The organism is Halomonas sp. WWR20, from assembly GCF_054602495.1.
Genome location: NZ_JBTRHR010000007.1, coordinates 55011 through 80036 on the forward strand (window position 1 = coordinate 55011; position 25026 = coordinate 80036).

General features: G+C 62.2%; 17 protein-coding genes. 4 read left to right on the forward strand and 13 right to left on the reverse strand.

The genetic code is table 11. The features are described from left to right. Nucleotides 1–121 precede the first annotated feature (121 nt). Nucleotides 122–2692, forward strand: coding sequence for a DNA mismatch repair protein MutS (mutS, locus tag ACW4DH_RS13820; RefSeq protein WP_459636978.1), 2571 nt, complete (start codon nucleotides 122–124; stop codon nucleotides 2690–2692). A gap of 196 nt (nucleotides 2693–2888) precedes the next feature. Continuing rightward, nucleotides 2889–3212 (forward strand): ferredoxin FdxA, encoded by a 324-nt coding sequence (fdxA, locus tag ACW4DH_RS13825; protein WP_459636979.1) that lies wholly within the window; start codon nucleotides 2889–2891, stop codon nucleotides 3210–3212. A gap of 451 nt (nucleotides 3213–3663) precedes the next feature. Here the strand turns inward: fdxA and eno are convergent, their stop codons facing one another. From eno to pilM, 13 genes are all read right to left on the reverse strand, one after another. Further along, entirely contained in the window at nucleotides 3664–4959 is a 1296-nt protein-coding gene (gene eno, locus ACW4DH_RS13830; protein WP_459636980.1) for a phosphopyruvate hydratase, read from the reverse strand. Nucleotides 4960–5135: 176 nt separating this feature from the next. Continuing rightward, nucleotides 5136–5987 carry a 3-deoxy-8-phosphooctulonate synthase gene (gene kdsA, locus ACW4DH_RS13835; RefSeq protein WP_459636981.1) on the reverse strand — a complete coding sequence of 284 codons (852 nt, stop codon included), beginning with the start codon at nucleotides 5985–5987 and terminating at the stop codon, nucleotides 5136–5138. Between the two features lie 9 nt (nucleotides 5988–5996). Beyond that, entirely contained in the window at nucleotides 5997–7652 is a 1656-nt protein-coding gene (locus ACW4DH_RS13840) for a CTP synthase (RefSeq protein WP_459636982.1), read from the reverse strand. A 111-nt stretch (nucleotides 7653–7763) separates the two neighbouring features. Next, nucleotides 7764–8333 carry a cupin domain-containing protein gene (locus ACW4DH_RS13845; protein WP_459636983.1) on the reverse strand — a complete coding sequence of 190 codons (570 nt, stop codon included), beginning with the start codon at nucleotides 8331–8333 and terminating at the stop codon, nucleotides 7764–7766. 137 nt (nucleotides 8334–8470) lie between these two features. Further along, the gene (locus tag ACW4DH_RS13850; protein ID WP_459636984.1) at nucleotides 8471–9904 is read right to left on the reverse strand and encodes an FAD-dependent oxidoreductase; all 1434 of its coding nucleotides are present in this window, start codon (nucleotides 9902–9904) and stop codon (nucleotides 8471–8473) included. Nucleotides 9905–9944: 40 nt separating this feature from the next. Beyond that, on the reverse strand, nucleotides 9945–14399 hold the full coding sequence (gene gltB / locus ACW4DH_RS13855; protein ID WP_459636985.1) for a glutamate synthase large subunit: 4455 nt from the start codon (nucleotides 14397–14399) through the stop codon (nucleotides 9945–9947). Nucleotides 14400–14832: 433 nt separating this feature from the next. Continuing rightward, on the reverse strand, nucleotides 14833–15942 hold the full coding sequence (gene aroB, locus ACW4DH_RS13860) for a 3-dehydroquinate synthase (protein ID WP_459636986.1): 1110 nt from the start codon (nucleotides 15940–15942) through the stop codon (nucleotides 14833–14835). A gap of 3 nt (nucleotides 15943–15945) precedes the next feature. Next, the gene (gene aroK, locus ACW4DH_RS13865) at nucleotides 15946–16488 is read right to left on the reverse strand and encodes a shikimate kinase AroK (protein ID WP_459636987.1); all 543 of its coding nucleotides are present in this window, start codon (nucleotides 16486–16488) and stop codon (nucleotides 15946–15948) included. Next, nucleotides 16488–18539, reverse strand: a complete 2052-nt coding sequence (pilQ, locus tag ACW4DH_RS13870) for a type IV pilus secretin PilQ (protein ID WP_459636988.1) — start codon at nucleotides 18537–18539, stop codon at nucleotides 16488–16490. The genes aroK and pilQ overlap by 1 nt, the downstream gene beginning before the upstream one ends. 28 nt (nucleotides 18540–18567) lie before the next feature. After that, on the reverse strand, nucleotides 18568–19113 hold the full coding sequence (locus tag ACW4DH_RS13875) for a pilus assembly protein PilP (protein WP_459636989.1): 546 nt from the start codon (nucleotides 19111–19113) through the stop codon (nucleotides 18568–18570). After that, complete coding sequence (locus tag ACW4DH_RS13880) at nucleotides 19110–19733, reverse strand: type IV pilus inner membrane component PilO (protein WP_459636990.1); 624 nt, start codon at nucleotides 19731–19733, stop codon at nucleotides 19110–19112. Before ACW4DH_RS13880 ends, ACW4DH_RS13875 begins: the two co-directional genes overlap by 4 nt. Then, nucleotides 19730–20296, reverse strand: coding sequence for a PilN domain-containing protein (locus ACW4DH_RS13885; RefSeq protein ID WP_459636991.1), 567 nt, complete (start codon nucleotides 20294–20296; stop codon nucleotides 19730–19732). The genes ACW4DH_RS13880 and ACW4DH_RS13885 overlap by 4 nt, the downstream gene beginning before the upstream one ends. Next, complete coding sequence (gene pilM, locus ACW4DH_RS13890; RefSeq protein WP_459636992.1) at nucleotides 20293–21357, reverse strand: type IV pilus assembly protein PilM; 1065 nt, start codon at nucleotides 21355–21357, stop codon at nucleotides 20293–20295. Before pilM ends, ACW4DH_RS13885 begins: the two co-directional genes overlap by 4 nt. Before the next feature lie 242 nt (nucleotides 21358–21599). On the opposite strand from pilM, the gene ACW4DH_RS13895 reads away from it, so the two are divergent. Both ACW4DH_RS13895 and ACW4DH_RS13900 read left to right on the forward strand, forming a co-directional pair. Then, the gene (locus tag ACW4DH_RS13895; protein WP_459636993.1) at nucleotides 21600–24122 is read left to right on the forward strand and encodes a penicillin-binding protein 1A; all 2523 of its coding nucleotides are present in this window, start codon (nucleotides 21600–21602) and stop codon (nucleotides 24120–24122) included. A 93-nt stretch (nucleotides 24123–24215) separates the two neighbouring features. Next, a complete protein-coding gene (locus ACW4DH_RS13900; RefSeq protein ID WP_459636994.1) occupies nucleotides 24216–24965 on the forward strand; it encodes a DUF481 domain-containing protein in 750 nt (249 codons plus the stop codon). Nucleotides 24966–25026: the final 61 nt, after the last annotated feature.

Here is a 25026-nt window from a genome sequence, read left to right on the forward strand (position 1 = left end):
AACTGTGTCGAGGCGCCGTCGGCAAAATCGTTATCCGGCATCGCCAGCCTCCTGACGATGGCCCCCTGAGCGCGTAGAATAGTGCCATTCGCAACTGTTTGCAGACCCGACAAGGATGCGCATGGCACAGGCCACCGCGACTCAGCATACGCCGATGATGGCGCAGTATCTCAAAATCAAGCGCGAGCACCCCGATGTCCTGCTCTTCTATCGCATGGGGGACTTCTATGAGCTGTTCTTTGACGACGCCAAGCGTGCTGCCCAACTGCTCGATATCACCCTGACCAGTCGTGGTCAATCGGCAGGCAAACCGATTCCCATGGCCGGCGTTCCCTATCATAGCGCCGAAGGTTACCTGGCGCGCCTGGTCAAGACCGGTGAATCGGTAGCCATCTGCGAACAGATCGGCGACCCGGCCACGGCCAAGGGCCCCGTCGAGCGTCAGGTAGTGCGTATCGTCACGCCTGGAACGCTGCATGACGAGGCCCTGCTCGACGCACGCCGCGACAATCTGCTGGTCGCGCTGCACGCCCAGGGCGAGCACTGGGGACTGGCTTGGCTGGAGCTCTCCAGCGGCCACTTCAGTGTGCTCGAAGTCGAAAGCGATGCCGACATGCTGGCCGAGATCCATCGTCTGGCCCCGGCGGAATTGCTCGCCGCGGAGAGTCTCGACCTGCCCGCGCCTCTGGCCGAGCGGGCGGGACTCAAGCGTCAGAGCGACTGGCTGTTCGACTGCGAAACCGCCGAGCGCCTGTTGTGCGATCAGTTCGGCGTCGCCGATCTTCGCGGCTTTGGCTGCGCGCACCTCACCCGCGCCATCACCGCGGCCGGCGTGCTGCTGGATTACGTCCGCGACACCCAGCGCTCCCAGCTTCCCCACGTCACGGTACTGACCGTGGAAGCGCGTGACGAGTCGGTGGTCATCGACGCCGCCAGCCGGCGCAATCTCGAGATCGATATCAACCTCGGCGGTGGCAGTGAAAACACCCTGGCCAGTGTCCTCGACACTACCGCCACCGCGATGGGCTCGCGCCTGCTCAAGCGCTGGTTGAACCGGCCGTTGCGCGACAGGACGCAGGTGAACGCCCGCCAGGCCGCCGTACAGCTGTTGATCGACAGCGATCACTACCTGACGATCCGCGACGACCTCAAGCAGATCGGTGATATCGAGCGCATTCTGGCACGCGTCGCCCTACGCAGCGCCCGGCCGCGGGATCTCGCCCGCCTGCGCGACGCGCTGGTCGCCCTGCCCGGCCTGCAGCAGAACCTGGCGGGCCTGGAGGAGGGTTCCGTTCTCGATGAGCTGCGTCGGCATATTCGCCCCTATCCCGAGCTGGCCGATACGCTGGTACGCGCCCTGTTCGAGAGCCCGCCGGTAGTGATTCGCGAAGGCGGCGTGATCGCCGACGGTTTCGATGCCGAGCTCGACGAATACCGCGGCCTGGCAGAGCATGCCGGAGACTATCTGGTCGAGCTCGAAAGTCGCGAACGCGCCCGGACCGGCCTCGCCGGACTCAAGGTCGGCTTCAATCGGGTACACGGCTATTTCATCGAGATTCCCCGGGCCCAGGCACGTGAAGTGCCTGCCGATTATATCCGTCGTCAGACGCTGAAAAACGCCGAGCGCTTCATCATTCCCGAACTCAAGGAGTTCGAGGACAAGGCACTGTCCGCCAAATCGCGCGCCCTGGCACGCGAGAAGTTGCTCTATGAAGCGCTGATCGACACGCTGAATGCCGACCTGCACACATTGCAGGCCACCGGCCGAGCGCTGGCGACGCTCGACGTGCTGGCTGCCTTCGCCGAGCGCGCCCTGTCCCTGGATCTGGTTCGCCCCCAGCTCAACGACACTACGGGCTTATGCATCCGCGGCGGACGCCATCCGGTAGTCGAACAGGTCAGTACCCACCCGTTCGTGCCCAACGACCTGCACCTCGACGATCATCGCCGCATGCTGGTGATCACCGGCCCCAACATGGGCGGCAAATCCACCTACATGCGCCAGGCGGCGTTGATCGTGCTGCTCGCCTATACCGGCAGCTTCGTGCCCGCCGATAGCGCCGAGATCGGGCCAGTGGATCGCATCTTCACGCGCATCGGCTCCTCGGACGACCTGGCCGGCGGACGCTCCACCTTCATGGTCGAGATGACCGAAACCGCCAGCATTTTGCATAATGCCACGGCCGAAAGTCTGGTACTGATGGACGAAATCGGCCGCGGCACCAGCACCTTCGACGGTCTGTCGCTGGCCTGGGCGAGCGCCGAGCATCTGACCCGCACCCGCGCGTTCACGCTGTTCGCCACGCACTATTTCGAGATGACCGCGCTGGCCGAACACGCCGACGGTGTGGCCAACGTGCACCTGACCGCCGCCGAACATCAGGACGGCATCGTCTTCATGCATCGCGTGGAGGAGGGTCCCGCCAGTCAGAGCTATGGCCTGCAGGTCGCCCAACTGGCCGGCGTCCCGCAGAGCGTCATCCAACGCGCCCGGGAGAAGCTCGCAGGCCTCGAACAGCAGGAAGTGCATCAGACGCTGCATGCCCCGAAAGCGGCGAACGTCCCTCAGCAGGCCGACCTGTTCGCCGCCACCCCGCATCCGGTCGTGGATGCCCTGATGCAGTTGGATCTCGACAGTCTGGCGCCTCGCGAGGCTCTGGAGCTGCTATATGCATGGCGCACGCAGTGCTAAGAGACGGCCAACACGGCGGGCCGGGCCCATGGTGCGGCGGAGATTGACGGCACGGCTTGCCGTGCAGTAACGGAGGCGACTAGAATGTGTCGCCATTAGAATGGCTGCTTATAAAGCGGCCGAAGCTTATAACCTTGTGACCCACCTGGCCAGTCCTGCCCAAGTGTGGAGGTTATCGTGATTCCCGGGAGGCACCATGACATTCGTCGTCACCGAAAACTGTATCCGCTGCAAATACACCGACTGCGTCGAAGTCTGCCCGGTGGACTGCTTCTATGAAGGCCCCAATTTTCTGGTGATTCACCCCGATGAGTGTATCGATTGCGCTCTGTGCGAGCCGGAGTGCCCCGCCGAGGCCATCTACTCGGAGGATGAACTGCCGGACGGACAGCAGGACTTTATCGAGATCAATGCCGAACTTGCCGAGGTATGGCCCAATATCACCGAGAAGAAAGACCCATTGCCCGAAGCCGAAGAGTGGGATGGCAAGGACGGCAAGAAAGAATATCTGGAACGCTGATCGCTCGCGGGGGATTGTATCGAATCGCTTCGCCCCAAAGGCTGCCCAAGAAGGGCAGCCTTTGGGTTAAGTGCCACATGCAAAAATAAGGCGACCCCATGGGTCGCCCGGCTTCCAGCCAATCCTCGGGCACTTCCCGTTGCCCACACTCCTGAGGGTACCTTCCCTGCCTGGAAGCCACACCCTGTTGCACCAAGCGCACCGTGTTCTATGCCGTCGCATCCTGCTCTACGTTGCAGACAGATTTCCTGCGTTTCCTGGATGCGATTCTCACGGAACCGAGCGTTATCGACAAGATGGTTATGCTGCGCGCTCAAGAGTGAGTTTCGTCATACTGACAAGCGCGACATAAAGCGGACCTTGGCAGCGTCGCAAGACCCCACCGGTCGCCCTTGGGTGACCGGTGGGCCTCGTCAAGCCATCTAGTTACCACGTTTGTTCCGCTATTCGCTCAGGCCTGGCCCTTGATGGCCTGACGGCCGGGATAGCGGGCCTTGTCGCCCAGTTCCTGCTCGATGATCAGCAGGCGGTTGTACTTGGCCACACGGTCGCTGCGACATAGCGAACCGGTCTTGATCTGCCCGGCGGAAGTGGCCACGGCCAGGTCGGCGATGGTGGTGTCTTCGGTTTCGCCGCTGCGATGCGAAATCACTGCGGTAAACCCGGCGTCCTGAGCCATCTTGATCGCATCCAGCGTCTCGGAGAGCGACCCGATCTGATTGAACTTGATCAGGATGGAGTTGCCGATGGATTCGTCGATGCCGCGCTTGAGGATCCGCGTGTTAGTGACGAACAGATCGTCGCCCACCAGCTGAACCTTGTCGCCGAGCTTGTCGGTCAGCGTCTTCCAGCCCTCCCAGTCGGACTCGTCCATGCCGTCCTCGATGGAAACGATGGGATACTCTTCGACCAGCCCTGCAAGATAGTCGACAAAACCGGCGGAATCGAAGCTCTTGCCCTCGCCGGCCAGGCGGTATTGTCCGTCGCGATAGAACTCGGAGGAAGCGCAATCCAGCGCCAGAGTCACGTCCTGGCCCAGGGTATATCCGGCATCGCCGACCGCCTGTTTGATCACCGCCAGCGCTTCGGCATTGGACGACAGATCGGGCGCGAAACCGCCTTCGTCACCCACCGAGGTCGACAGCCCCTTCGCCGAAAGCACTTTCTTCAAGGCATGGAAAATCTCCGCTCCCATGCGCAGCGCTTCACGGAAATTCGCCGCCCCGACCGGCTGCACCATGAATTCCTGGATGTCGACATTATTGTCGGCATGCTCGCCGCCGTTGAGGATATTCATCATCGGCACCGGCATGCTGTACCGATCCGGCTGGCCGTACAATGCGGCGATATGCGCGTAGAGCGGGACATCCTTGTCGACCGCGGCCGCCTTGGCGGCGGCCAGCGACACGGCCAGAATCGCATTGGCGCCTAGATTGGCCTTGTTGTCGGTGCCGTCGAGCTCGAGCATGACATTGTCCAGATTTCGCTGGTCCTGGGCATCCATCCCCATCAGGCGCTCACGTATCCGGCCGTTGATGGCCTCGACCGCCTTGAGCACGCCTTTACCCAAGTAGCGTGACTTGTCACCGTCACGCAGCTCAAGCGCCTCGCGGGAGCCGGTGGAGGCACCGCTCGGGGCGCAGGCACTGCCCTTGGCGCCGCTTTTGAGCACCACTTCGGCCCAGACGGTGGGGTTGCCCCGCGAATCGAGGACTTCAAGGCCGCGGATATCGACGATTTCTGCCATGTGCAATCTTCCTTAATGTCGTTGTTTCAGCGTTATCGGATCATAAATCAGATGCGAACGAAACGTTGGCATGCGGTGGCCGGACATAGAAAAATCAGCCGAAAACCCCAGCCCTATGCCTGCCGTCAGGAGCGTTCACGCCGATTGTTCGGACCGGCGCCCCCTAACGTATAAACCTAACCGACCTGAACGTCCGGGAAGCCCTTGACCAGATCATCGATGGCCTTGAGCTGGCTCAGAAACGGCTCGAGCTTGTCCAGAGGCAGAGCACTGGGGCCATCGCAGAGCGCGCTGTCCGGATCCGGATGGGCTTCGAGGAAGACGCCCGCCAGTCCTACGGCGACACCGGCCCGCGCTAGCTCGAAGACCTGCGCACGGCGACCATCGGCGCTGTCGCCACGTCCGCCGGGACGCTGCAGGGAATGGGTGACGTCGAAGATCAGCGGATAGCCGGTCTGCTTCATCTCACCGAAGCCGAGCATGTCGACGATCAGGTTGTTGTAGCCGAAGCTGGAGCCTCGCTCACACAGCATCAACCGATCATTGCCCGCTTCCTCGCACTTGCGCAGGATATGACGCATCTCGTGCGGGGCGAGAAATTGCGGCTTCTTGATGTTGATCACTGCGCCGGTCTCGGCCATGGCCACCACCAGGTCCGTCTGGCGCGCCAGGAAAGCCGGCAGTTGAATGACATCCGCCACCTGGGCCGTCGGTTGCGCCTGCCAGGGCTCGTGCACATCGGTGATGATGGGCACGTTGAAACGTGACTTGATTTCGGCCAGCCACTCTAGCCCTTTCTCGAGGCCCGGCCCGCGAAACGAGTGAATAGAGCTACGGTTGGCCTTGTCGAAGCTGGCCTTGAAGACGTAGGGAATCCCGAGCTTGCCCGCCACGTCGACGTAGGCCTGGGCCACGTCGAAGGCCATCTCGCGCGACTCCAGCACGTTCATGCCGCCGAACAGCACCAGCGGCAACGAATTGCCGGCCCTGAGGCCGGCAAATTCAATGGTCTTTGGGGTGTTTTCCATGGCCTCTCCTCAGCTCTGGGCTTGAGCGTGCATGCGGTTGCGTGCCGCCTTGTGCTCCACCGCCGCATTGACGAAGCCGGTGAACAACGGATGACCGTCGCGAGGCGTGGACGTGAATTCCGGATGAAACTGACAGGCGACATACCACGGATGATCCGGCAGTTCGATCATCTCCACCAGGGAATTGTCGACGCTCTTGCCGGAGATCACCAGCCCTGCCCGCTCGATCTCGTCGATGAACTGATTGTTGACCTCGAAACGGTGACGGTGACGCTCGGTGATGTCTTCGAGACCATAGGCCTGGTGCGCCCGGGTCCCCGGCTCGAGATGGCAGACCTGACCGCCAAGACGCATGGTGCCGCCCAGATCCGAGGCCTCGTCGCGCAGCTCGATTTCCCCTTCGGCGTTGATCCACTCGGTGATCAGCCCCACCACCGGGTGCTTGGTGTCGCGGGTGAACTCGGTGGAATTGGCATCCTCCCAGCCCACCACGTGGCGTGCGAACTCGATCACCGCCACCTGCATGCCCAAGCAGATGCCCAGATAGGGAATGCCGTTCTCGCGGGCATAACGGGCGGTGAGTATCTTGCCTTCCACGCCGCGCTCGCCGAAGCCGCCCGGCACCAGGATCGCATCCTTGCCGGACAGGCGATCGGGGCCGTGACGCTCGATATCCTCGGAATCGATGTAGTCGATATTGACCTTGACCCGCGTCTGGATGCCGGCGTGGATCAGCGCCTCGTTGAGCGACTTGTAGGCGTCGAGCAGCTCCATGTACTTGCCGACCATGGCAATGTTGATCGACTTGAGCGGGTTGAGCTTGGCATCGAGCACATGCACCCATTCGGTGAGATCGGCCTCGGGCGCCTCGATACGCAACTTGTCGCAGACGATGTCGTCGAGCCCGTGCTCATGCAGCATCAGCGGAATGCGATAGATGGTATCGGCATCCTGCAGCGGAATGACCGCACGCTCCTCGACGTTGGTGAACAGCGCAATCTTGCGCCGCTCGCTCTCCTCGAGCTCGACCTCGCTGCGACAGATCAGGATATCCGGCTGGATGCCGATCGAGCGCAGCTCCTTGACGCTGTGCTGGGTCGGCTTGGTCTTGGTCTCTCCGGCGGTCTTGATGTAGGGTACCAGGGTCAGGTGCATGAATAGCGCCCGGTTGGCCCCCACTTCGCTGCGCAGTTGCCGGATCGATTCCAGAAACGGCAATGACTCGATATCACCGACCGTGCCACCGATCTCCACCAGTGCCACATCGAAGCCTTCGCCGCCGGCAATCACCCGGCGCTTGATCTCGTCGGTGATGTGCGGAATCACCTGCACGGTGCCGCCGAGGTAGTCGCCGCGGCGCTCGCGGCGCAGCACGTGCTCGTAGACGCGCCCGGTAGTGAAGTTGTTGCCTTGGGTCATCTTCGAGCGGATGAATCGCTCGTAGTGGCCCAGGTCCAGATCGGTTTCCGCGCCGTCTTCGGTGACGAACACCTCGCCATGCTGGAACGGGCTCATGGTGCCCGGGTCCACGTTGATGTACGGATCCAGCTTGAGAATGGTGACCTTGAGGCCGCGTGCCTCGAGGATCGCCGCGAGGGAGGCTGACGCAATGCCCTTGCCGAGAGAGGACACAACGCCGCCGGTCACGAAGATATATCGTGTCATGAAGAACCTGTCGAATCGTGATCAGAAGGCCGTGGAGAGAACCGGGCCCGGATGGGACGCCAGAATAGCAGATTCGATCGGAGCGCTCAATTTAGCGTCCCGAACGACGCTTCAGCTCCACCAGCGCGACAGCTCGCCTCCCAGCGGGTCGTGCTGGGGACGCGAAACCCTGGCGATGCGGGCCACCGCTGCATCATGCTCGGCCGGGTCGGCACGCAACAGGTCAACCTGTGACTGATCTTGCGGGTAAGCCGCCGTGACCTCGAAGTCTTCGCTGGCCGATAGCCGGCAATGCCCGGTGCCGGCAGGCAAGACCACCAGATCGCCTGCCTTGACCTCGACGTCCTGCCCCGAGGCGCCGCCCAGACGCAGCGTCGCTCGGCCGGCAACCACCGCCAGCGCCTCGTGGGCGGTGGAATGGTAATGGTGGTAATTGTATACCCCGCCTCGCCAGCTAGGCGGCCAACCATGCGCGGCATACAACCGCTCGAAGCGCTCCGCCAGAGCTTTGCCATCGAGGCGAGCGGCGGGCCCCTGCGAACGAAAATGCAACGTCGGCAGGCGGGTATTGGGAATCGCGCCGTCATCCTCGAAAACCAGCGTCTCGGGGGTCACCGAAGTGGCCTGTCCGCTCGCCAGTCCCGTTGCGACCAATGCCTCGTCCACGTCATGCTCCGTCATTGCCTGTCTCCCTGATGCGTCGTGCCTTTCTTAGGCTAGCCCTCCACGCGCGGCCTGCAAAGACAAAAGCCCCGATCCGGAGATCGGGGCTTGAATGACGCTATAAGCCTCAGGACGCACCCGGTGCTAGCGGGCGCTTACACCTCGAGGTAGTCGAGGATACCCTCGGCAGCCTGACGGCCCTCATAGACGGCCGTCACCACCAGGTCGGAACCGCGCACCATGTCGCCGCCGGCGAAGACCTTTTCATTCGAGGTCTGGAAGGCAAACTTGCCCTTGACCCGTTGGCCCTGTTCCTTGGCCACCACGCGACCGCGCGGATCGACCTCGATGTTATGCGTCTCGAACCAGGCAATCTCGCTGGGTTGGAAACCGAAGGCGATGATCACTTCATCGGCGGGAACCACCTCTTCGGAGCCCGGCACCACCTCGGCACTACGCCGCCCCTTCTCGTCGGGCTCGCCCATGCGCGTACGCACCAGCTTGATGCCTTCCACCCGATCCTCGCCGACAATCGCCACCGGCTGGCGGTTGAACAGGAAGTCGACGCCCTCTTCGCGGGCGCTGGCGACTTCGCGCTTGGAGCCGGGCATGTTGGCTTCGTCGCGCCGATAGGCACAGGTCACGCTGGTCGCGCCCTGGCGAATCGAGGTGCGGTTACAGTCCATGGCGGTATCGCCACCGCCCAGCACCACCACGCGCCGCCCTTTCATCGACACATGCTCGTCGGTGGCAACGTTGAAGCCGAGATTGTGGTTGATGTTGTCGATCAAAAAATCCAGCGCCTTGTGCACGCCGGGCATGTCCTCGCCAGGGAAACCGCCCTGCATGTACTTGTAGGTGCCCATGCCCATGAACACGGCGTCGTACTCGTCGAGCAGTTGCTGGAAATCGATGTCACGGCCGATTTCGGTATTGAGCCGGAATTCGATTCCCATCTCCTCGAACACCGAGCGGCGGCGTTTCATGACATGCTTCTCGAGCTTGAATTCGGGAATGCCGAAGGTGATCAGCCCGCCGATTTCCGGGTAGCGGTCAAAGACCACCGGCTTGACGCCATTGCGCACCAGGATGTCGGCGCAGCCCAGCCCCGCCGGCCCGGCCCCGATCACCGCCACGCGCTTGTCGGTCCAGGTCACCTTGGACATGTCGGGGCGCCAGCCCATGGCGAACGCGGTCTCGGCGATGTACTTCTCGATCGAACCGATGGTGATGGCGCCGAACCCGTCATTCAGGGTGCAGGCCCCCTCGCACAGGCGCTCCTGAGGGCATACGCGACCGCACACTTCCGGCAGCGAGTTGGTGCGATGTTCCAGCTCGGCGGCTTCGAGAATGTTACCCTCGCTGACCAGCTTCAGCCAGTTGGGAATATAGTTGTGAACCGGGCACTTCCATTCGCAATACGGATTGCCGCAATGCAGACAGCGATGCGCCTGACTCGCGGCCTCCTGGGGACGGAAAGGCTCGTAGATTTCCGTGAATTCCTTCGCCCGCCGTCTAGCGTCCTTCTTGGTACGGTCCTTGCGAGCAACATCGATAAACTGAAAATCGTTGGATAAACGGTTAGCCATAGTCAGCTTCTCCTCTACTTTCTCGATTGAGCAGCTGACGCTACTCGGGCCGGCGACGGGACTCGGCCAGCAAGCCGTTGAGGCTTGCCGCCTTGGGCTTGACCAGCCAGAAATGCCGGATGAAATCGGAGAAATTGCTCAGGATTTCCTGTCCGCGCGCGGAGTGGGTCTCGGCAACGTATTCCTGAAGCACTTCACGCAGATGGCGGCGATATGCCTCCATCACCTCGGTGTTGACACGATGAATCTCGACCAGCTCATGGTTGTAACGATCGACGAAGGTCCGATCCTGATCGAGCACATAGGCAAAGCCGCCGGTCATGCCCGCGCCGAAGTTGAGGCCGGTATCGCCGAGCACGCACACCAGCCCGCCGGTCATGTATTCGCAGCAATGATCGCCTGCCCCTTCGATGACCGCATGTGCCCCGGAGTTGCGCACCCCGAAGCGCTCCCCGGCCGTCCCCGCCGCGAACAGTTTGCCGCCGGTCGCGCCATACAGGCAGGTGTTGCCGATGATCGCCGTCTTGTGGCTTTCGAAACGGCTACCCTCGGGCGGTGTAATCACCAGCTTGCCGCCGTTCATGCCCTTGCCGACATAATCGTTGGCGTCGCCCTCGAGATACAGGTTCAGACCTCGCGCATTCCATACCCCGAAGCTCTGCCCCGCCACACCGGTCAGACGCAGGGTTACCGGCGCGTCCTCCAGACCCGCCTCACCGTAACGCTTGGCGACCTCGCCGGAGACGCGGGCCGGCACGGAGCGGTCACAGTTGCTGAGCGTGAAGGTGAATTCGCCACCGCGCTTGTGCTCGATAGTGTCCCTCAGGGCCTCGAGGATCTCTTCGTTCTTGCTCGCCAGATCGTGCGGCATGTTGCGCTGCACCAGGCAATGACGCGGCGCATCCTCGGGCACCCAGTCGTTGGCGAGCAGCGAGTCGAGCACCAGTTTCTGCTGCGAGCTGGTCTGCCCCTCGATCTTCTCGAGCAGGTCGGTGCGCCCGATCAGGTCGGTGAGTTTGCGCACCCCGAGCAATGCCATGATCTCGCGGACTTCCTCGGCCACGAAACGGAAATAGTTCTTGACCATGTCCACCGTGCCGCGGAAATGCTCGCCGCGCAGATAGTCGTTCTGCGTCGCCACACCGGTGGCGCAGTTGTTCAAGTGGCAAATGCGCAGGTAGATGCAGCCCAGCGAGACCATCGGCGCGGTGCCGAAACCGAAGCTCTCGGCGCCGAGAATCGCGGCCTTGACCACGTCGAGGCCAGTCTTCAGCCCGCCATCGGTCTGTAGGCGGATCTTGTCGCGCAGGCCGTTGATACGCAGCGCCTGATGCACTTCGGGCAGCCCCAGCTCCCAAGGCGAGCCGGCATGCTTGATCGAGGTCAACGGACTCGCCGCGGTACCGCCGTCGTAGCCGGAAACCGTGATCAGGTCGGCATAGGCTTTGGCCACGCCGGTAGCGATGGTGCCGATGCCCGGTTCGGAAACCAGCTTCACCGAGACCAGCGCCTCCTGGTTGACTTGCTTCAAGTCGAAGATCAGCTGTGCCAGATCCTCGATCGAGTAGATGTCGTGGTGCGGCGGCGGCGAAATCAGCGTCACGCCGGGCACCGCGTAGCGCAACCGCGCGATCAACTCGTTGACCTTGCCGCCGGGCAGCTGGCCGCCCTCGCCGGGCTTGGCGCCTTGCGCGACCTTGATCTGCAGCACTTCGGCGTTGGCCAGATAGGCGGGCGTCACGCCGAAACGCCCGGAGGCGATCTGCTTGATCTTGGAACTGCGGATGGTGCCGTAACGCGCCGGGTCTTCGCCGCCCTCGCCGGAGTTGGAGCGTCCCCCGGATTCGTTCATGGCCTGGGCCAGCGCCTCGTGCGCCTCCGGCGACAGGGCGCCCAGCGACATACCGGCACTGTCGAAGCGCGGCAGCAGCTCTTCCACCGACTCGATCTCATCCAGCGGCAGCGGCTCGGCGGCCGGCTTGAGCTTGAGCAGATCGCGAATCGTCGCCACCGGCCGCTCGTTGACCAGCTGCGCGAAACGCTTCCACCTGCCGTAGTCGCCCTGCTGTACCGCGTCCTGCAGCGCCTTGATCACGTCGGGATTGAAGGCATGATATTCGTAGCCATGAACGTACTTGTAGATTCCCCCCTGACGCGCGGCCTTGCGCGCAATCCACGCCTCGCGCGCCAGCAACTCCTGCTGCATCTGCAGCTCGGCGAAACCGGAACCCTCGATGCGCGAAGCCATGCCCGGGAAGCACAACTGCATGATCTCCGAGGATAACCCCACCGCCTCGAACAGCTGCGCGCCGCGATAGGAGGCAATATGCGAAATGCCCATCTTGGACAGGATCTTGAACAGCCCCTTCTGCATGCCCTTGCGATAGTTCTCGCGCGAATCCGCCGGGTCGCCGATCAGGTCGCCGGTGCGGTGCATGTCGGCCATGACCTGGTAGGCGAGATACGGATAGACCGCCGTGGCACCCACGCCGAACAGCACAGCCAGCTGATGCGAGTCGCGGGCGAACCCGGTTTCCACTACCAGATTGACATGGGTACGCAGCCCCTTGCCGCCCAGATGATGGTGCACCGCCCCCACGGCGAGCGCCGGATGGATCGGCAGGCGTCCTTTTTCCAGACCGCAATCGGAGAGCACCAGCACCACCTTGCCGCTGCGCGCCGTTTGTTCGGCGGCCTGACACAACGCCACGATGGCCTGCTTGAGCCCGAGCGTCTCGGGATCGTAGCCCAGCGACAGCGTCGCGCTGGCAAAGGCGGGATCTTCATGCTGAGTCAGCGCCGTGAACTTGCGCGGCGACAGGATCGGCGTGGTCAGGATCAGACGGTGGGCATGCTCGGGCGTGGCCTCGAAGACGTTCAGCTCGGCGCCCAGACAGGTCTCCAGCGACATGACGATCGCTTCGCGCAGCGGGTCGATGGGCGGATTGGTGACCTGGGCAAACTTCTGGCGGAAATAGTCCGTCAGCATCCGCGGCTGGCTCGAGAGTACCGCCATCGGCGTATCGTCGCCCATCGAGCCGACCGCCTCCTGGCCGGACTCGGCCAGCGGACGCAGAATCTGATCGCGCTCTTCGTTGGTGACCAGGAACATCTTCTGGTAGACGCCCAACTGGTCGGCATCCATCGGCTGGAAACGTGCCAGCTCGGTCAGCGACGACTCGAGATAGCTGGCGTTTTCATTCAGCCAACGCTTGTAGGGAAACGCCGAGCGGAGCTGCTCGTCGATATCGGAAGTATGCAGCACCTCGCCGGTGTGAGTGTCCACCGAGAGAATCTGTCCCGGCCCGACGCGCCCCTTGGCGACGACGCTCTCGGGCGAATAGCTCCACACGCCGATTTCCGAGGACAGCGTGATATAACCGTTGTCGGTGATCACCCAGCGCGCCGGACGCAGTCCGTTACGGTCAAGCATGCATACCGCATGACGCCCGTCGGTAACCACGATGCCGGCCGGCCCGTCCCAGGCTTCCATATGCATGGAGTTGTATTCATAGAAGGCGCGCAGATCGCCATCCATGGTTTCGACGTTCTGCCACGCCGGCGGCACCATCATGCGTACCGCCCGGTAAAGCTCCATGCCGCCGGTCATCAGCACTTCGAGCATGTTGTCCATGCTTGAGGAGTCGGAGCCCACGGTATTGACCACCTGATCGAGCTCGGTGATGTCAGGCAGCAATTCGGAGACGAAGTTTTCCTTGCGCGCGTTGGCCCAATTGCGGTTGGCTTCGATGGTGTTGATTTCGCCGTTGTGGGCAAGGAAACGGAATGGCTGAGCCAACGGCCAGCGCGGTGCGGTATTGGTCGAGAAGCGCTGATGGAAGACGCAGATCGAAATTTCCATGCGCTCATCGCCGAAGTCCAGATAAAACGTCGGCAGGTCCTCGGGCATCATCAAGCCCTTATAGGAGATGACCTTGGACGACAGCGAGCTGACATAGAAGTCTTCTTCGTGCGCCAGCTTCTGCTCGGCGCGACGCCGTGCCATGAACAGATCGACATTGAAGAGCTGGTCGTCGCGACGCGCGTCGTGCGGCTCGACGAAGATCTGCCGGATGCGCGGCTGACATGCCTGCGCAATCGGGCCGCAGACGCTGGAATCGTGAGGCACCGACCGCCAGCCGCGCACGTTGAGGCCGCGCTCGCTCAGCTCGGTTTCGAGCACTTCGCGGGCGTGTGCCTCGCGGACGTCGTCATCGGGCAGAAACACGCTACCCACCGCATACTGCTCGCCGAGCTCGATGTTCAGCTCTTCATCCGCCATGGCGCGCATGAAGGCGTCGGGGAGGGTAAACAGCAGGCCGCATCCGTCGCTGGTCTTGCCGTCGGAATTGATACCGCCGCGATGCGTCATGCAGGTCAATGACTCGATGGCCGTCTTCAACAGGTCGTGGCTGGCCTTGCCCTCCATATGGGCGATCAGGCCGAAACCACAGTTGTCGCGGAATTCGCCAGGCTGGTGGAGACCTCTCATCATGGGCGTGCCTCACAATCGTAGAACTTGTATCCAGGACAGATGCACTATATAGTGATCAGTTTTCTTTAATTTGTGCTGATGTCACGGAGGGCAAAATGTCGGCGCAAAAAGGCTGCCTAGCATAGCCACACATCGTTGCGTGCGCAAACCACCTACCGGATATTTGTGGCAAAACTTCCGCAAAATCGCGACCTTAGCTAACAGATCCCCACAAAATTCCTAAACTTTCAGTGACTTAGGAATTAATTTCCATAACTCACCTCAACTTATACTTTGGTCTAGACACCCTCCCCCACCCCATGCCGATCATGCATAAGCCATGCGAGTTTTATCGCTTAGGCCTTTTGACTATAGCCGCAAAAACGCCGACGCCTGCCGGTCGGCAGGCGTCAAGGCAGCGCTCACGCCCGGCCAAGGGCGCCAAACTCGGGCGTCATTCGATACGCGGGAAAGTGCTCAGCAGCTCTCGAAGCACTTCGGGGGGCGTGTCGTCGAACACCCCAGCCTCACCCAATTGGCGCAACAGCACCAAGCGCAGCCGGCTGTCGACATTCTTCTTATCGAGGCGCATGAGGCGCAGGAAATCATCGGCATCCATCGAGGCCGGCGCTGCCGTGGGCAATCCCGCCGCGGCGATGAGGGTAGTGACACGCGCCACCTCGGCGGAACTCAGCCAGCCCAGTTTCGCGGACAGTTGCGCCGCCATCAGCATGCCCGCGCCTACTGCCTCGCCATGCAGCCACACGCCATATCCCTTAGCCGCCTCGATGGCGTGGCCGAAGGTATGCCCCAGATTGAGCAAGGCGCGCACGCCCTGCTCGGTCTCATCTTCGGCCACCACGTCGGCCTTGATCGCACAACTTTTGAGAATCGCCTCTGTCAGCGTCTGGTTATCCAGACCACGCAGCGCCGGCATGCGCGCCTCGAGCCAGTCAAGAAAGGCCGCATCGCGGATCAAGCCGTACTTGATGACTTCCGCCAGCCCCGCCGAAAGCTCGCGCGGCGGCAGGCTCTGCAAGGTATCGGTATCGATGAGTACCGCACGCGGCTGCCAGAAGGCGCCGATCATGTTCTTGCCGCGCGGATGATTGACGCCGGTCTTGCCGCCCACCGAGGAGTCGACCTGGGATAGCAAGGTGGTCGGTACCTGAATGAAGGCCACGCCGCGCTGGTAGCTGGCCGCGGCATAGCCGGCCATGTCGCCGATCACACCTCCGCCCAGCGCCACCAGCGTGCAGCGCCGATTGAAACCCGCCGCCAGCAGCGCATCCCAGATGCGCTCCACCGAGGCCAGAGTCTTGGTGCGTTCGCCGTCGGGCAAAATCACTTCCCTGACTTCGAGATCCTCGTCCAACCCCTGTTTGAAGGTTTCGAGATACAGCGGAGCCACCACTTCGTTGGTGACGATCATGACCTGACGTCCGGCCAGATAGGGGCGCAGCCGGGAGGCGTCGCCCAGCAATCCCGGACCGATATGGATCGGGTAGCGGCGCTCGCCCAGCTCAACGGTCAGGGTCTGCAGGGAATCGGTAGACACGGTCATGGCTCAGGCCTTGATATGTAAGGGGTCGGTAAGACGCTTGACCCGACGAATGATCTCGGCGACCACCGAGCGCGGGCTGCGCCGGTCGGTGCGCACGATAAGGTCCGCCGTGGCCCGGTAGAGCGGATCGCGCTTGGCAAACATGTCGCGCAGAATCCTTTCGCGATCGCCATGGCGCAGCAGGGGGCGATTCTGGTCGCGGGCGGTACGCTTGAGCTGCTGTTCGACCGTGGTCGCCAGATAGATCACCGTGCCGCGCTCGCGCAATACCTGGCGGTTCTCCTCGCGCAGCACCGCGCCGCCGCCGCTGGAAAGCACGATGGCGTCGCGTAGACTCAGCTCGCACAGCATCGCGCTCTCGCGACAGCGAAAGCCGTCCTCGCCCTCGACATCGAAGATCCAGGGGATATTGGCACCGCAACGCGCCTCGATTTCATGATCACTATCGAGAAAGTCACGCTGCAACTCGGCCGCCAAAAGGCGGCCGATGGTGCTTTTTCCGGCCCCCATGGGGCCGATCAAAAAAAGGTTGGGAAGACCCTGCATCAGCGAATCGCCAGATTGTCCTCAATGATCTTGGGAGTAATGAACACCAGCAATTCTACCTTTTCGTTGGCTTCGTCGGTATAGCGAAAAAGATTACCCACGAACGGCAGATCACCAAAAAACGGTGTCTTGAACAATGTATGCAGCTGTTCGGAGGTCAGGATACCGCCCAACACCACGGTTTCGCCATTGTTGACCAGCACCTGGGTCTGAATTTCATTGGTGTCGATGGCCGGCTCGCCGCCATAACTGTCATCGGAAACGGCATCGTTGTTGATGACCAGATCCATGATGATGCGATTGTCCGGTGTGATCTGCGGCGTGACCTCAAGCGATAGCACGGCCTCCTTGAAGGAAATGCTGGTGGCGCCATCCCCGGCGGATTCCTCGTAGGGGATTTCCTTGCCCTGCTTGATCAGCGCCGTCTGTTGGTTGGCGGTGATGATCTTGGGTTGGGAAATGGTCTGGCTCTTGCCCTCGCTCTCCAGCGCACTCAGCTCGAGATCGATCAACACGTCACCGGACAGATAGCCGAAACTGAAAGCATTCGAGGGGCTGGCCGCATCACCGAGATCCACCGACAATCCGCCATTGCCGACCGACCCAGCGGCGGCGCCGGAAAGGTCCAGGCTGCTGCCACGCCCAAGAATGCCATTGATTCCATCCGCCGCCGAAGCCCCCCAGCTTACCCCCAGCTCCTTGGCCGCACTGTCGCGGGCGATGACGATGCGCGCTTCGATCTGCACCTGGCGTACCGGCACATCGAGGTAGTCTATGGTGCGCCGAATGGCCTCGATCTGCTCGCGGGTGTCCTGGATCAGCAGCGTGTTGGTACGCAGATCCACCGTTACCCGGCCTCGCTCCGACATCAAGCCGACCCCTTCCATGCCGCGCAACAACGTGGCCAGCGCCTCGGCCTTGGCGTAGCGCACCTGGACGAATTCGGTGGTCAACGGTGCCAACTGGCGATTCTGCGCCTGGGACTCCAGCGCTTGCCGCTCCATCGCGGCCAGCTCCTGCGCCGGGGCGACCACCAGCACATCGCCGGTACGTCGGCTCGCCAGGCCATGGCTCTTGAGAATCAGGTCAAGCGCCTGATCCCAGGGCACTTCCTGAAGATTCAGCGTCACGCTGCCTTCTACACTGTCGCTGGCCACCAGGTTCAGGCCGGTAAAGTCGGCGATGATTCCCAGCACCGAACGCACCTCGATATCCTGAAAGTTCAGCGTGATGCGCTCCCCGGTATAGGGAAAGCGCTTTTCCAGACGCTCGGCTTGCTCGCGGTCATTCAACGGCTTGACCTCGATCACCAGTTCGCGCCCGGTATGGGTGGCCATCTGCAGATAGTTACCGGTGTTCTCGAGCTCAAGCGTCGTGCCATTGCGTCCGGCGTGCGGCACGATACGCTGCACCGGCGTGCCGAAATCGCTGACGTCGAGCACCTGATCGAGCTCGGCGGGCAATCGTACGCCCCTCAGCTCCACCAGAACCGAGTCTCCCTGCTCACGCACGCGCGATTCCAGGCCGCTGCGATTCAGCCTCACCACGATGCGCCCTTCACCGTCGGGGCCACGCCGAAAATCCAGGTCCTCGATACGCGGCCCGCCTTGCGTCGGCGGTACGGGAGTCGTCGTTGCCGAGCCCGACGAGGCATTGTGTCCTGCGTCTACCCCAAGCGTTACGATGACCCGATCTTCCTCCTGACGCGTGGTGTAGGCCAGAGGCTCGTCAAGGTTGAATACCAGCCGCGTGCGCCCGCCCGCCTCGAGCACCGTCGCCTGCTGGACGCCCGCGATATCGAGCGCGAACCGTTGACGCTCGAGACGGCTGTGCGTGCCCATGAGATCCAGCGCCAAGCGTGGGGGAGAATCGATTCGATAGCCCTTGACCTCCGGCACGCCGCCCTCGAAGGTCATCACGGCACGTAGCTGCCCACCGGCCAGTTGCGTGAAATCCAGCTCCGTCAACGCCGATGCCGCCAGGGCCTGCCCGCAAACCAGCCAAGCCAGCGCCAGCAGACCGCTCAGACTGTTGCGCAGATATCGCCTCATAATGCCTCTCTTGTCACGGTCCACGGCGTCAATCCGTGCGGCCGTTCTGTTCGCTCAACGCTAACGTGCGTTGACGCTCGCTCCAGCCGTTCTGGCCATCACGCACCACTTCGACGATATCGACGGCCGCCCCGTGAACTTTACGGATACGGCCGAAATCGCTCCCCAGGTAGGCCCCCGCCTCGAGGCGATAAACCTGGCCTTCGGGCGAACGCACCAGCGCAGAGGAACGCCCCCCCACCGTCAGTGTGCCGACCAGACTCAGCGATTCCAGCGCGTAACGCTCTAGCGGTTCGCGCGGGCGCGACAAGTCGGGGGCCAGTTCATTGTGGGCGGGCGCCTGCGGCCTCTGCGCCACTATCCGCTCGGCCTCGAAGGGGCTGCGCGCTTCCGCCTGGGTGTAGGTCACCGCCTGGTAGACCGGTGTTTCCGGCAGCGCGGGAATGTGCCCCTGCGGTTTATCCCGCAAGGTCGACAGCCGCTGCTCAAGCTCGCCGAGCCGGGCATCCTGGCAACCGACGAGCCCCAGCAGCAAGCCCAAGCTCGCAGCGAACCCGATACGTCGCAACATCATGGCGCCTCCTTGGCACTTGGCTCGTCGCGATAGCTGTAGGTCTTGGCCAGCATCGACAGACGCAGGGTGCCATCGGCCACCGGCGTCAGACTGAAGTCATGCAGCGTCACGATGCGCGACAGTCCGGCTACCGTGGAGACGAAGGCGGCAATGCGGTGATAGTCGCCCTGCACCTGGATATCGAAAGGCTGTTCGATATAGAACTCGCGGACGACCGGAGCCTTCAGACGAATGAAGTCGATCACCAGATGTTGTTCCAGGGCCGCTTCACTGATGTCGTCGAGCAGCGCCGGCACTTCGGCTCCGGTGGGCAGCATCTCCAGCAGCGAGTCCATGCGCGCCTCGAGCTCGGTCATCTGAGTACGCATCTCACCGAGATTGGCGGCCTGGAAGGCCTTCATTTCGAATTGTTCCAGCAACTGCTGCTGCTCACGCTGCACACGCTCCAGCGCTTCTTGCTTGGGTGTCGCCAAATACCACTGCGCGCCCCACAACACCAGCAGGAAAGTCGCCACGCCGCAGAACATTTGTAGAGACAACGGCCAGGTACCGGCTTCCTTGAGATCGAGTTCCCGCCAATCCAGCTCCCGCAGCGCCCGCCATTCGGATTGCAGATTCATGGCGATACCTCTTGCGGTCCCGGAACGCCGGGCAGTCGCTGCTCAACGCTCATGTTGAAGCGTTTGACCGGCCCCTCTCCCGACTGCACATCCGAGAGCACCGGCACGCCGAATACCGCCGAGGAGGCCAGTGCACGCATCTGGTCGGACACCTGACGATTGGAATGCGCCTGCCCGCTGAGGCTGAGCAACTCGCCCTGCCGGGATAGGCGCTCGTAACGCACGCCGTCGACCAGATTTTCCGCTAACTGGTTGAATACCCGCACGGTTTGCGGCCGGCTGAATTGCAACTCGCGTATCAGCTTGATCTGCTCGAGCATGCGCTCGCGCAGGCGCTGATAGTCCCGTACTGCCTGAATATCCTTATCGAGCTGCTGGGTATGTTGGCTGATCAGCGCCAGGCGCTGTTGCTCGGCATCGACGCGGAGTTGATACCACTGACTCATGGCCCAGCCGCCGAGAAGACCGAGAACGGCCAGCACCAGCAGAGCATGCTGAAAGCGCCGCGAGCGATGTTCACGCTGCGCCTCGCGCCAGGGCAGCAAATTGATATCGATCGTCATCCTCGCGTCCTCATGGCCAGCCCGCAGGCGGTGAGCATGGCGGGGGCATCGCCGGCCAACGCCTGAACGCCAATACGTGGATGGACCTTCATCCGCGCGAAAGGGTTGGCAATGACCACCGGCAACCCGCTTTTCTCGGCGAGACGCTCCTGAAGCCCCGGAATGGCGCTCGAGCCTCCGGCGAGCACCAATTGGCGAATTTCGTACTGTTTGCCGGAGGTGTGATAGAGCTGCAGGGAACGGCCGACCTGCTGGATCACGGTATCGATGAACGGGGCCAACACCTGGCTTTCGTAATCCCCCGGCAGCCCGCCGCGTTTCTTGGCCAGACCCGCCTCTTCCAGGCTCAACCCGTAATGCCGGCGGATCTCGTCGGTGAGCTGACGCCCCCCGAAAGGAGTATCGCGTGTATAGAGGGTGCGTCCGCCTTGAATGACATGAAACGCGTTCATGTAGGCGCCGACATCGACAAGCGCGACACAGGCATCCTCGTCGCTGCCCGCCAGCACCTGTCGGTGCAGTTCCGCGAAGGCCCGCTCCAGGGCGAACGTCTCGACATCGACGGCCTCGGGCTCAAGGCCGGCCTGGCCCAACGCATCGGTCAGTTGTTCGACATCCTGCAGACGACAGGCCACCAGCAGGATATCCTGCTGATCGGCATGGCGCTTGTTCGCGCCCAGACGTTGGAAATCGAAGGCCACTTCGTTGAGGGGAAAGGGAATGTGCTTCTCCGACTCCATCTGGATACGCGTCTCGATTTCCTCATCGTTGAACGAGATGGGCAGGGTCAGTTTCTTGGTAATCGCGGCACTGGCAGGCACCGCGACAACGGCACGCTTGGAGTGGGGACGCGCATGCTCGACCGCGCGGCGTATCGTCTGGACCACCTCGTCCATGTTGCGAATGCGCCGCTCGATGACAGCGCCTTCGCTCAAGGGACGTACGGCATAACTGTCGATCTGAAAGCTTTGCCCGACAGGCTTGAGCTCGAGCAGCTTGACCGTGGCAGAGGTGATGTCGACACCGACCAGCCCCCGGCCGGATCTTTTAAGCCCTAACAATGTCTCACCTCTGTAATAGTCACAACGCATTAGCCAACACGCACGGCCCCGAATGGAGAACGAGATACGTCGCCTCGCACAGTGGCGAGATTACAATAAGTATCACAAAATAACACTTCACAATTACGCCTCTGGCATCAACGCTGGCCCACGCTCCCCTGCATTCATATAATGCGCAGGGCCACGGATTGCGCTACCCATCGCGGCCAGACCGCCACCTGCTACCAGGACATTATTTTTTCATGAAGCTTTTCAGTCGCTTGCTGTCCTCAGCGCTATGGTTGCTGCTGTCATTGTGCGTCGGCAGCGTGCTCGCCATCGTTGGCGCCGCCCTGTATTTCGCTCCCGGTCTGCCCGATGTCCGGCAACTTCAGGGCTTCGAATTGCAGACACCGCTGCGCATCACCACCCATGACGGCAAATTGATCGGAGAATACGGCGAAGAGCGGCGCATGCCGGTAAACTTCGACGACATTCCCGAGACGCTGGTCCATGCGCTGATGGCCGCCGAAGACAACAGTTTCTTCGAGCATCCGGGCGTCGACCCCAAGGGGCTGGCACGTGCCGCGCTGGAGCTCGCCTCGAGCGGCAATATCCAGTCGGGAGGCAGCACCATCACCATGCAGGTGGCGCGCAATTATCTGCTGACTCTGGACCGAACCTTTACGCGCAAGATTCGCGAAATCCTCCTGTCGCTACAGATGGAACAGATTCTGACCAAGCAGGAGATCTTCGAGCTTTACGTCAACAAGATCTTCCTGGGCAACCGCTCTTACGGTATCGCCGCGGCAGCCGAAACCTATTACGACAAGCCTCTTGCCGAGCTGAGCCTGGCTCAGCAGGCGATGCTGGCCGGCCTGCCCAAGGCGCCCTCGCGCTTCAATCCCCTGGCCAACCCGGAACGTTCGTTGATCCGGCGCAACTGGATCCTGTTTCGCATGCGTGAACTGGGCTATATCGACCCGGCGGCTTACGAGCAAGCCGTCCAGGCCCCGGTCACGGCACGCCGCCACACGGCCCGGGTGGAAGTCGAGGCCCCTTACGTAGCCGAAATGGCGCGCCACTATGCCCATGAACGCTTCGGCGACGCGGCCTATACCGATAACTACCGAATCACCACGACTGTGGACAGCCGGCTGCAGCCTCAGGCACGCGAAGCGCTGATCAAGGGCCTGATCGATTACGACACGCGCCATGGCTGGCGCGGCGCCGAAGAGCAGGATATTCCCGCGAGCCTGGTCGAGGCGCAGGAACGTACCGAACGTCAGGGGCTGGAAGAAGAACTGTCGGAATCGCCGGAGGTCATGGAAACGGCGCGCAAGGCCGCCCAGAGCAGCCAGGCCAGCATTGCCGGTGTCGACGGCGATGTCAGCAACTGGCTCAAGGTGCTCGAGCGCACCCCTGCCTATGGCCCGTTGCAACCCGCGATCGTGATCGAGACCGACGGCCGCGAGATGCGCGTGCTGAGTCAGGACGGCAAAGTCATCACTCTCGCCTGGGATGGCTTGAAATGGGCACGTCGTTATCGTAGTGCGTCTTGGCGTGAAGCGGCGCCGACCGATGCCGCACAGATCGCCAGCCGCGGTGACATGGTGCGCATCATTCAGACCGAAGACGATCAGTGGCGGTTGTCCCAGCTTCCCGACGCTCAGGGTGCCATCGTGGTGCTCGATCCCGACACCGGTGCGATTCGCGCCCTGCAGGGCGGCTTCAGTTTTGCCGCCAGCAAGTTCAACCGCGCCATTCAGGCTCAACGACAGGCCGGCTCGATCTTCAAGCCGTTCGTCTACCTCGCCGCCCTCCAGCAAGGTGACATGACGGCGGCCACCGTGATCAACGATGCGCCGGTGGTCATGCCGGACATGGGCGGCGATTGGCGCCCGGAGAATTCCGAAGGGGAGTTTCACGGCCCGACCCGGCTGCGCGTGGGGCTGTATCAGTCGCGCAACCTGGTCACGATCCGCGTTCTGCAAACCCTGGGACTCGACCGTACCTTGGAGTTTCTGAAGAACTTCGGCTTTGCCGAAGGCCGACTGCCGCATGGCTTGTCGTTGGCCTTGGGCAGCGCCTCACTGACACCGCTGGAAATGGCACATGCCTATGCCGTGCTCGCCAATGGCGGGTTCCGCGTCTCGCCCTGGTACATCGAGAAAATCACCCAGGGCAGCGACGACACCGTCATCGATGAGGCCGACCCGCTGGTCGCCTGCCGCGAATGCAGCGAGGATGCGACACAGACCGAGGTCGATGGCAAGACTCGCCGCATTGCGCCTCGGGTCGTGGACCCCGAGGCACTGTATATCCTGCGCGACATGATGCGCGATGTGATCGAGCATGGCACGGGACGCGCCGCGCTGGCTCTGAATCGTGGCGATATCGTGGGCAAGACCGGTACCACCAATGATCAGCGGGATGCCTGGTTCTCGGGATTCAACAGCGACATAGTGACGACGGTATGGGTCGGCAAGGATGACAACTCCACCACCAGCGAATACGGCTCACAAGCGGCCCTGCCGATCTGGATGAGGTTCATGGGTCAGGCGCTAGAGGGCCAACCCGAGCGGATGCCCGCGATGCCGGAAGGCATCGTCGAGGTTCGTATCGATCCCGACACCGGCCGGCGCCTGCATGACGACCAGCCGGGTGGAATCACGGAAATTTTCCGCGAAGACAACTTGCCGGATTATCAGCCTCGATCCATCCGCCCGGAGCTGGAGGATCGCAGTGGCTCCCAGGGCACCGGGACATACGAAGCCATCTTCTGATCCCTCAGGGGGCAGCACGGCTCTCCGTGCGCCCCCTGGGTTATTTCGGCGCGTTTTTTTCACTCAAGTCCTGCGATACGCGAAGAGCCTCTTATGCCCCGATCAGCCTATCGGATATGGCCCATAGCGGTACTTGCCTACCTGCCGTTGTCGGCGGGCGCCGATGTCTTCTATGCGCCACCGGCGCCCTCCGAGGATGCTCCCGTGTTCAGCGGAGAAGCCGAACTGGGGTTTACCGAACTCGCCGGCAACAGTAACAGCCGAACACTGATTGCCCGGGGGCGCCTGACCTGGCTGACCGGCCGCTTGACTCATACCCTGCGCAGCGAAGTGCTGCGCATCGAGACCAACGATCAGACCAGCTCTGAGCAGTATCTGCTGGGAGGCCGCGAGCGCTACGAACTCGAAGGTCCGCATTATCTATTCGGCTTCGCCCGCTGGGAGAAGGATCGTTTCAGCGGTTATAACTATCTGTTCACCACAATCGCCGGCTACGGGCGCCAGGTGACCGACGGTCCGACCCATGTACTGTCATTGGAAACCGGTCCCGGCTACCGCCATGAGGAGAGCGATAGCGGCCTCGGCCGGGATCTGGCGATCGGCTATGCCGCGCTCGACTATCAGTTCAACGTGGCCCAGGGCGCCTATTTCGAACAGGAAATGTCGGTGGAGGGATCGCACGCCAATGTCACCGCACGCTCGCTGACCACCATTTCCGCGAAACTCAATTCAAGCCTCGCGCTGAAGTTCTCCCACGAGTTACGCCACAATACCAGCCCCCCGGAGGCTTCCGATGCGCACACCGATCGCATCACCGCCATGTCGATTCTCTATAGCTGGTAAGGCCTATGGATAAGCTGGCAAGGCCTGTCGATCGCCTTCCGACATGCTTCCCACGCAAAAG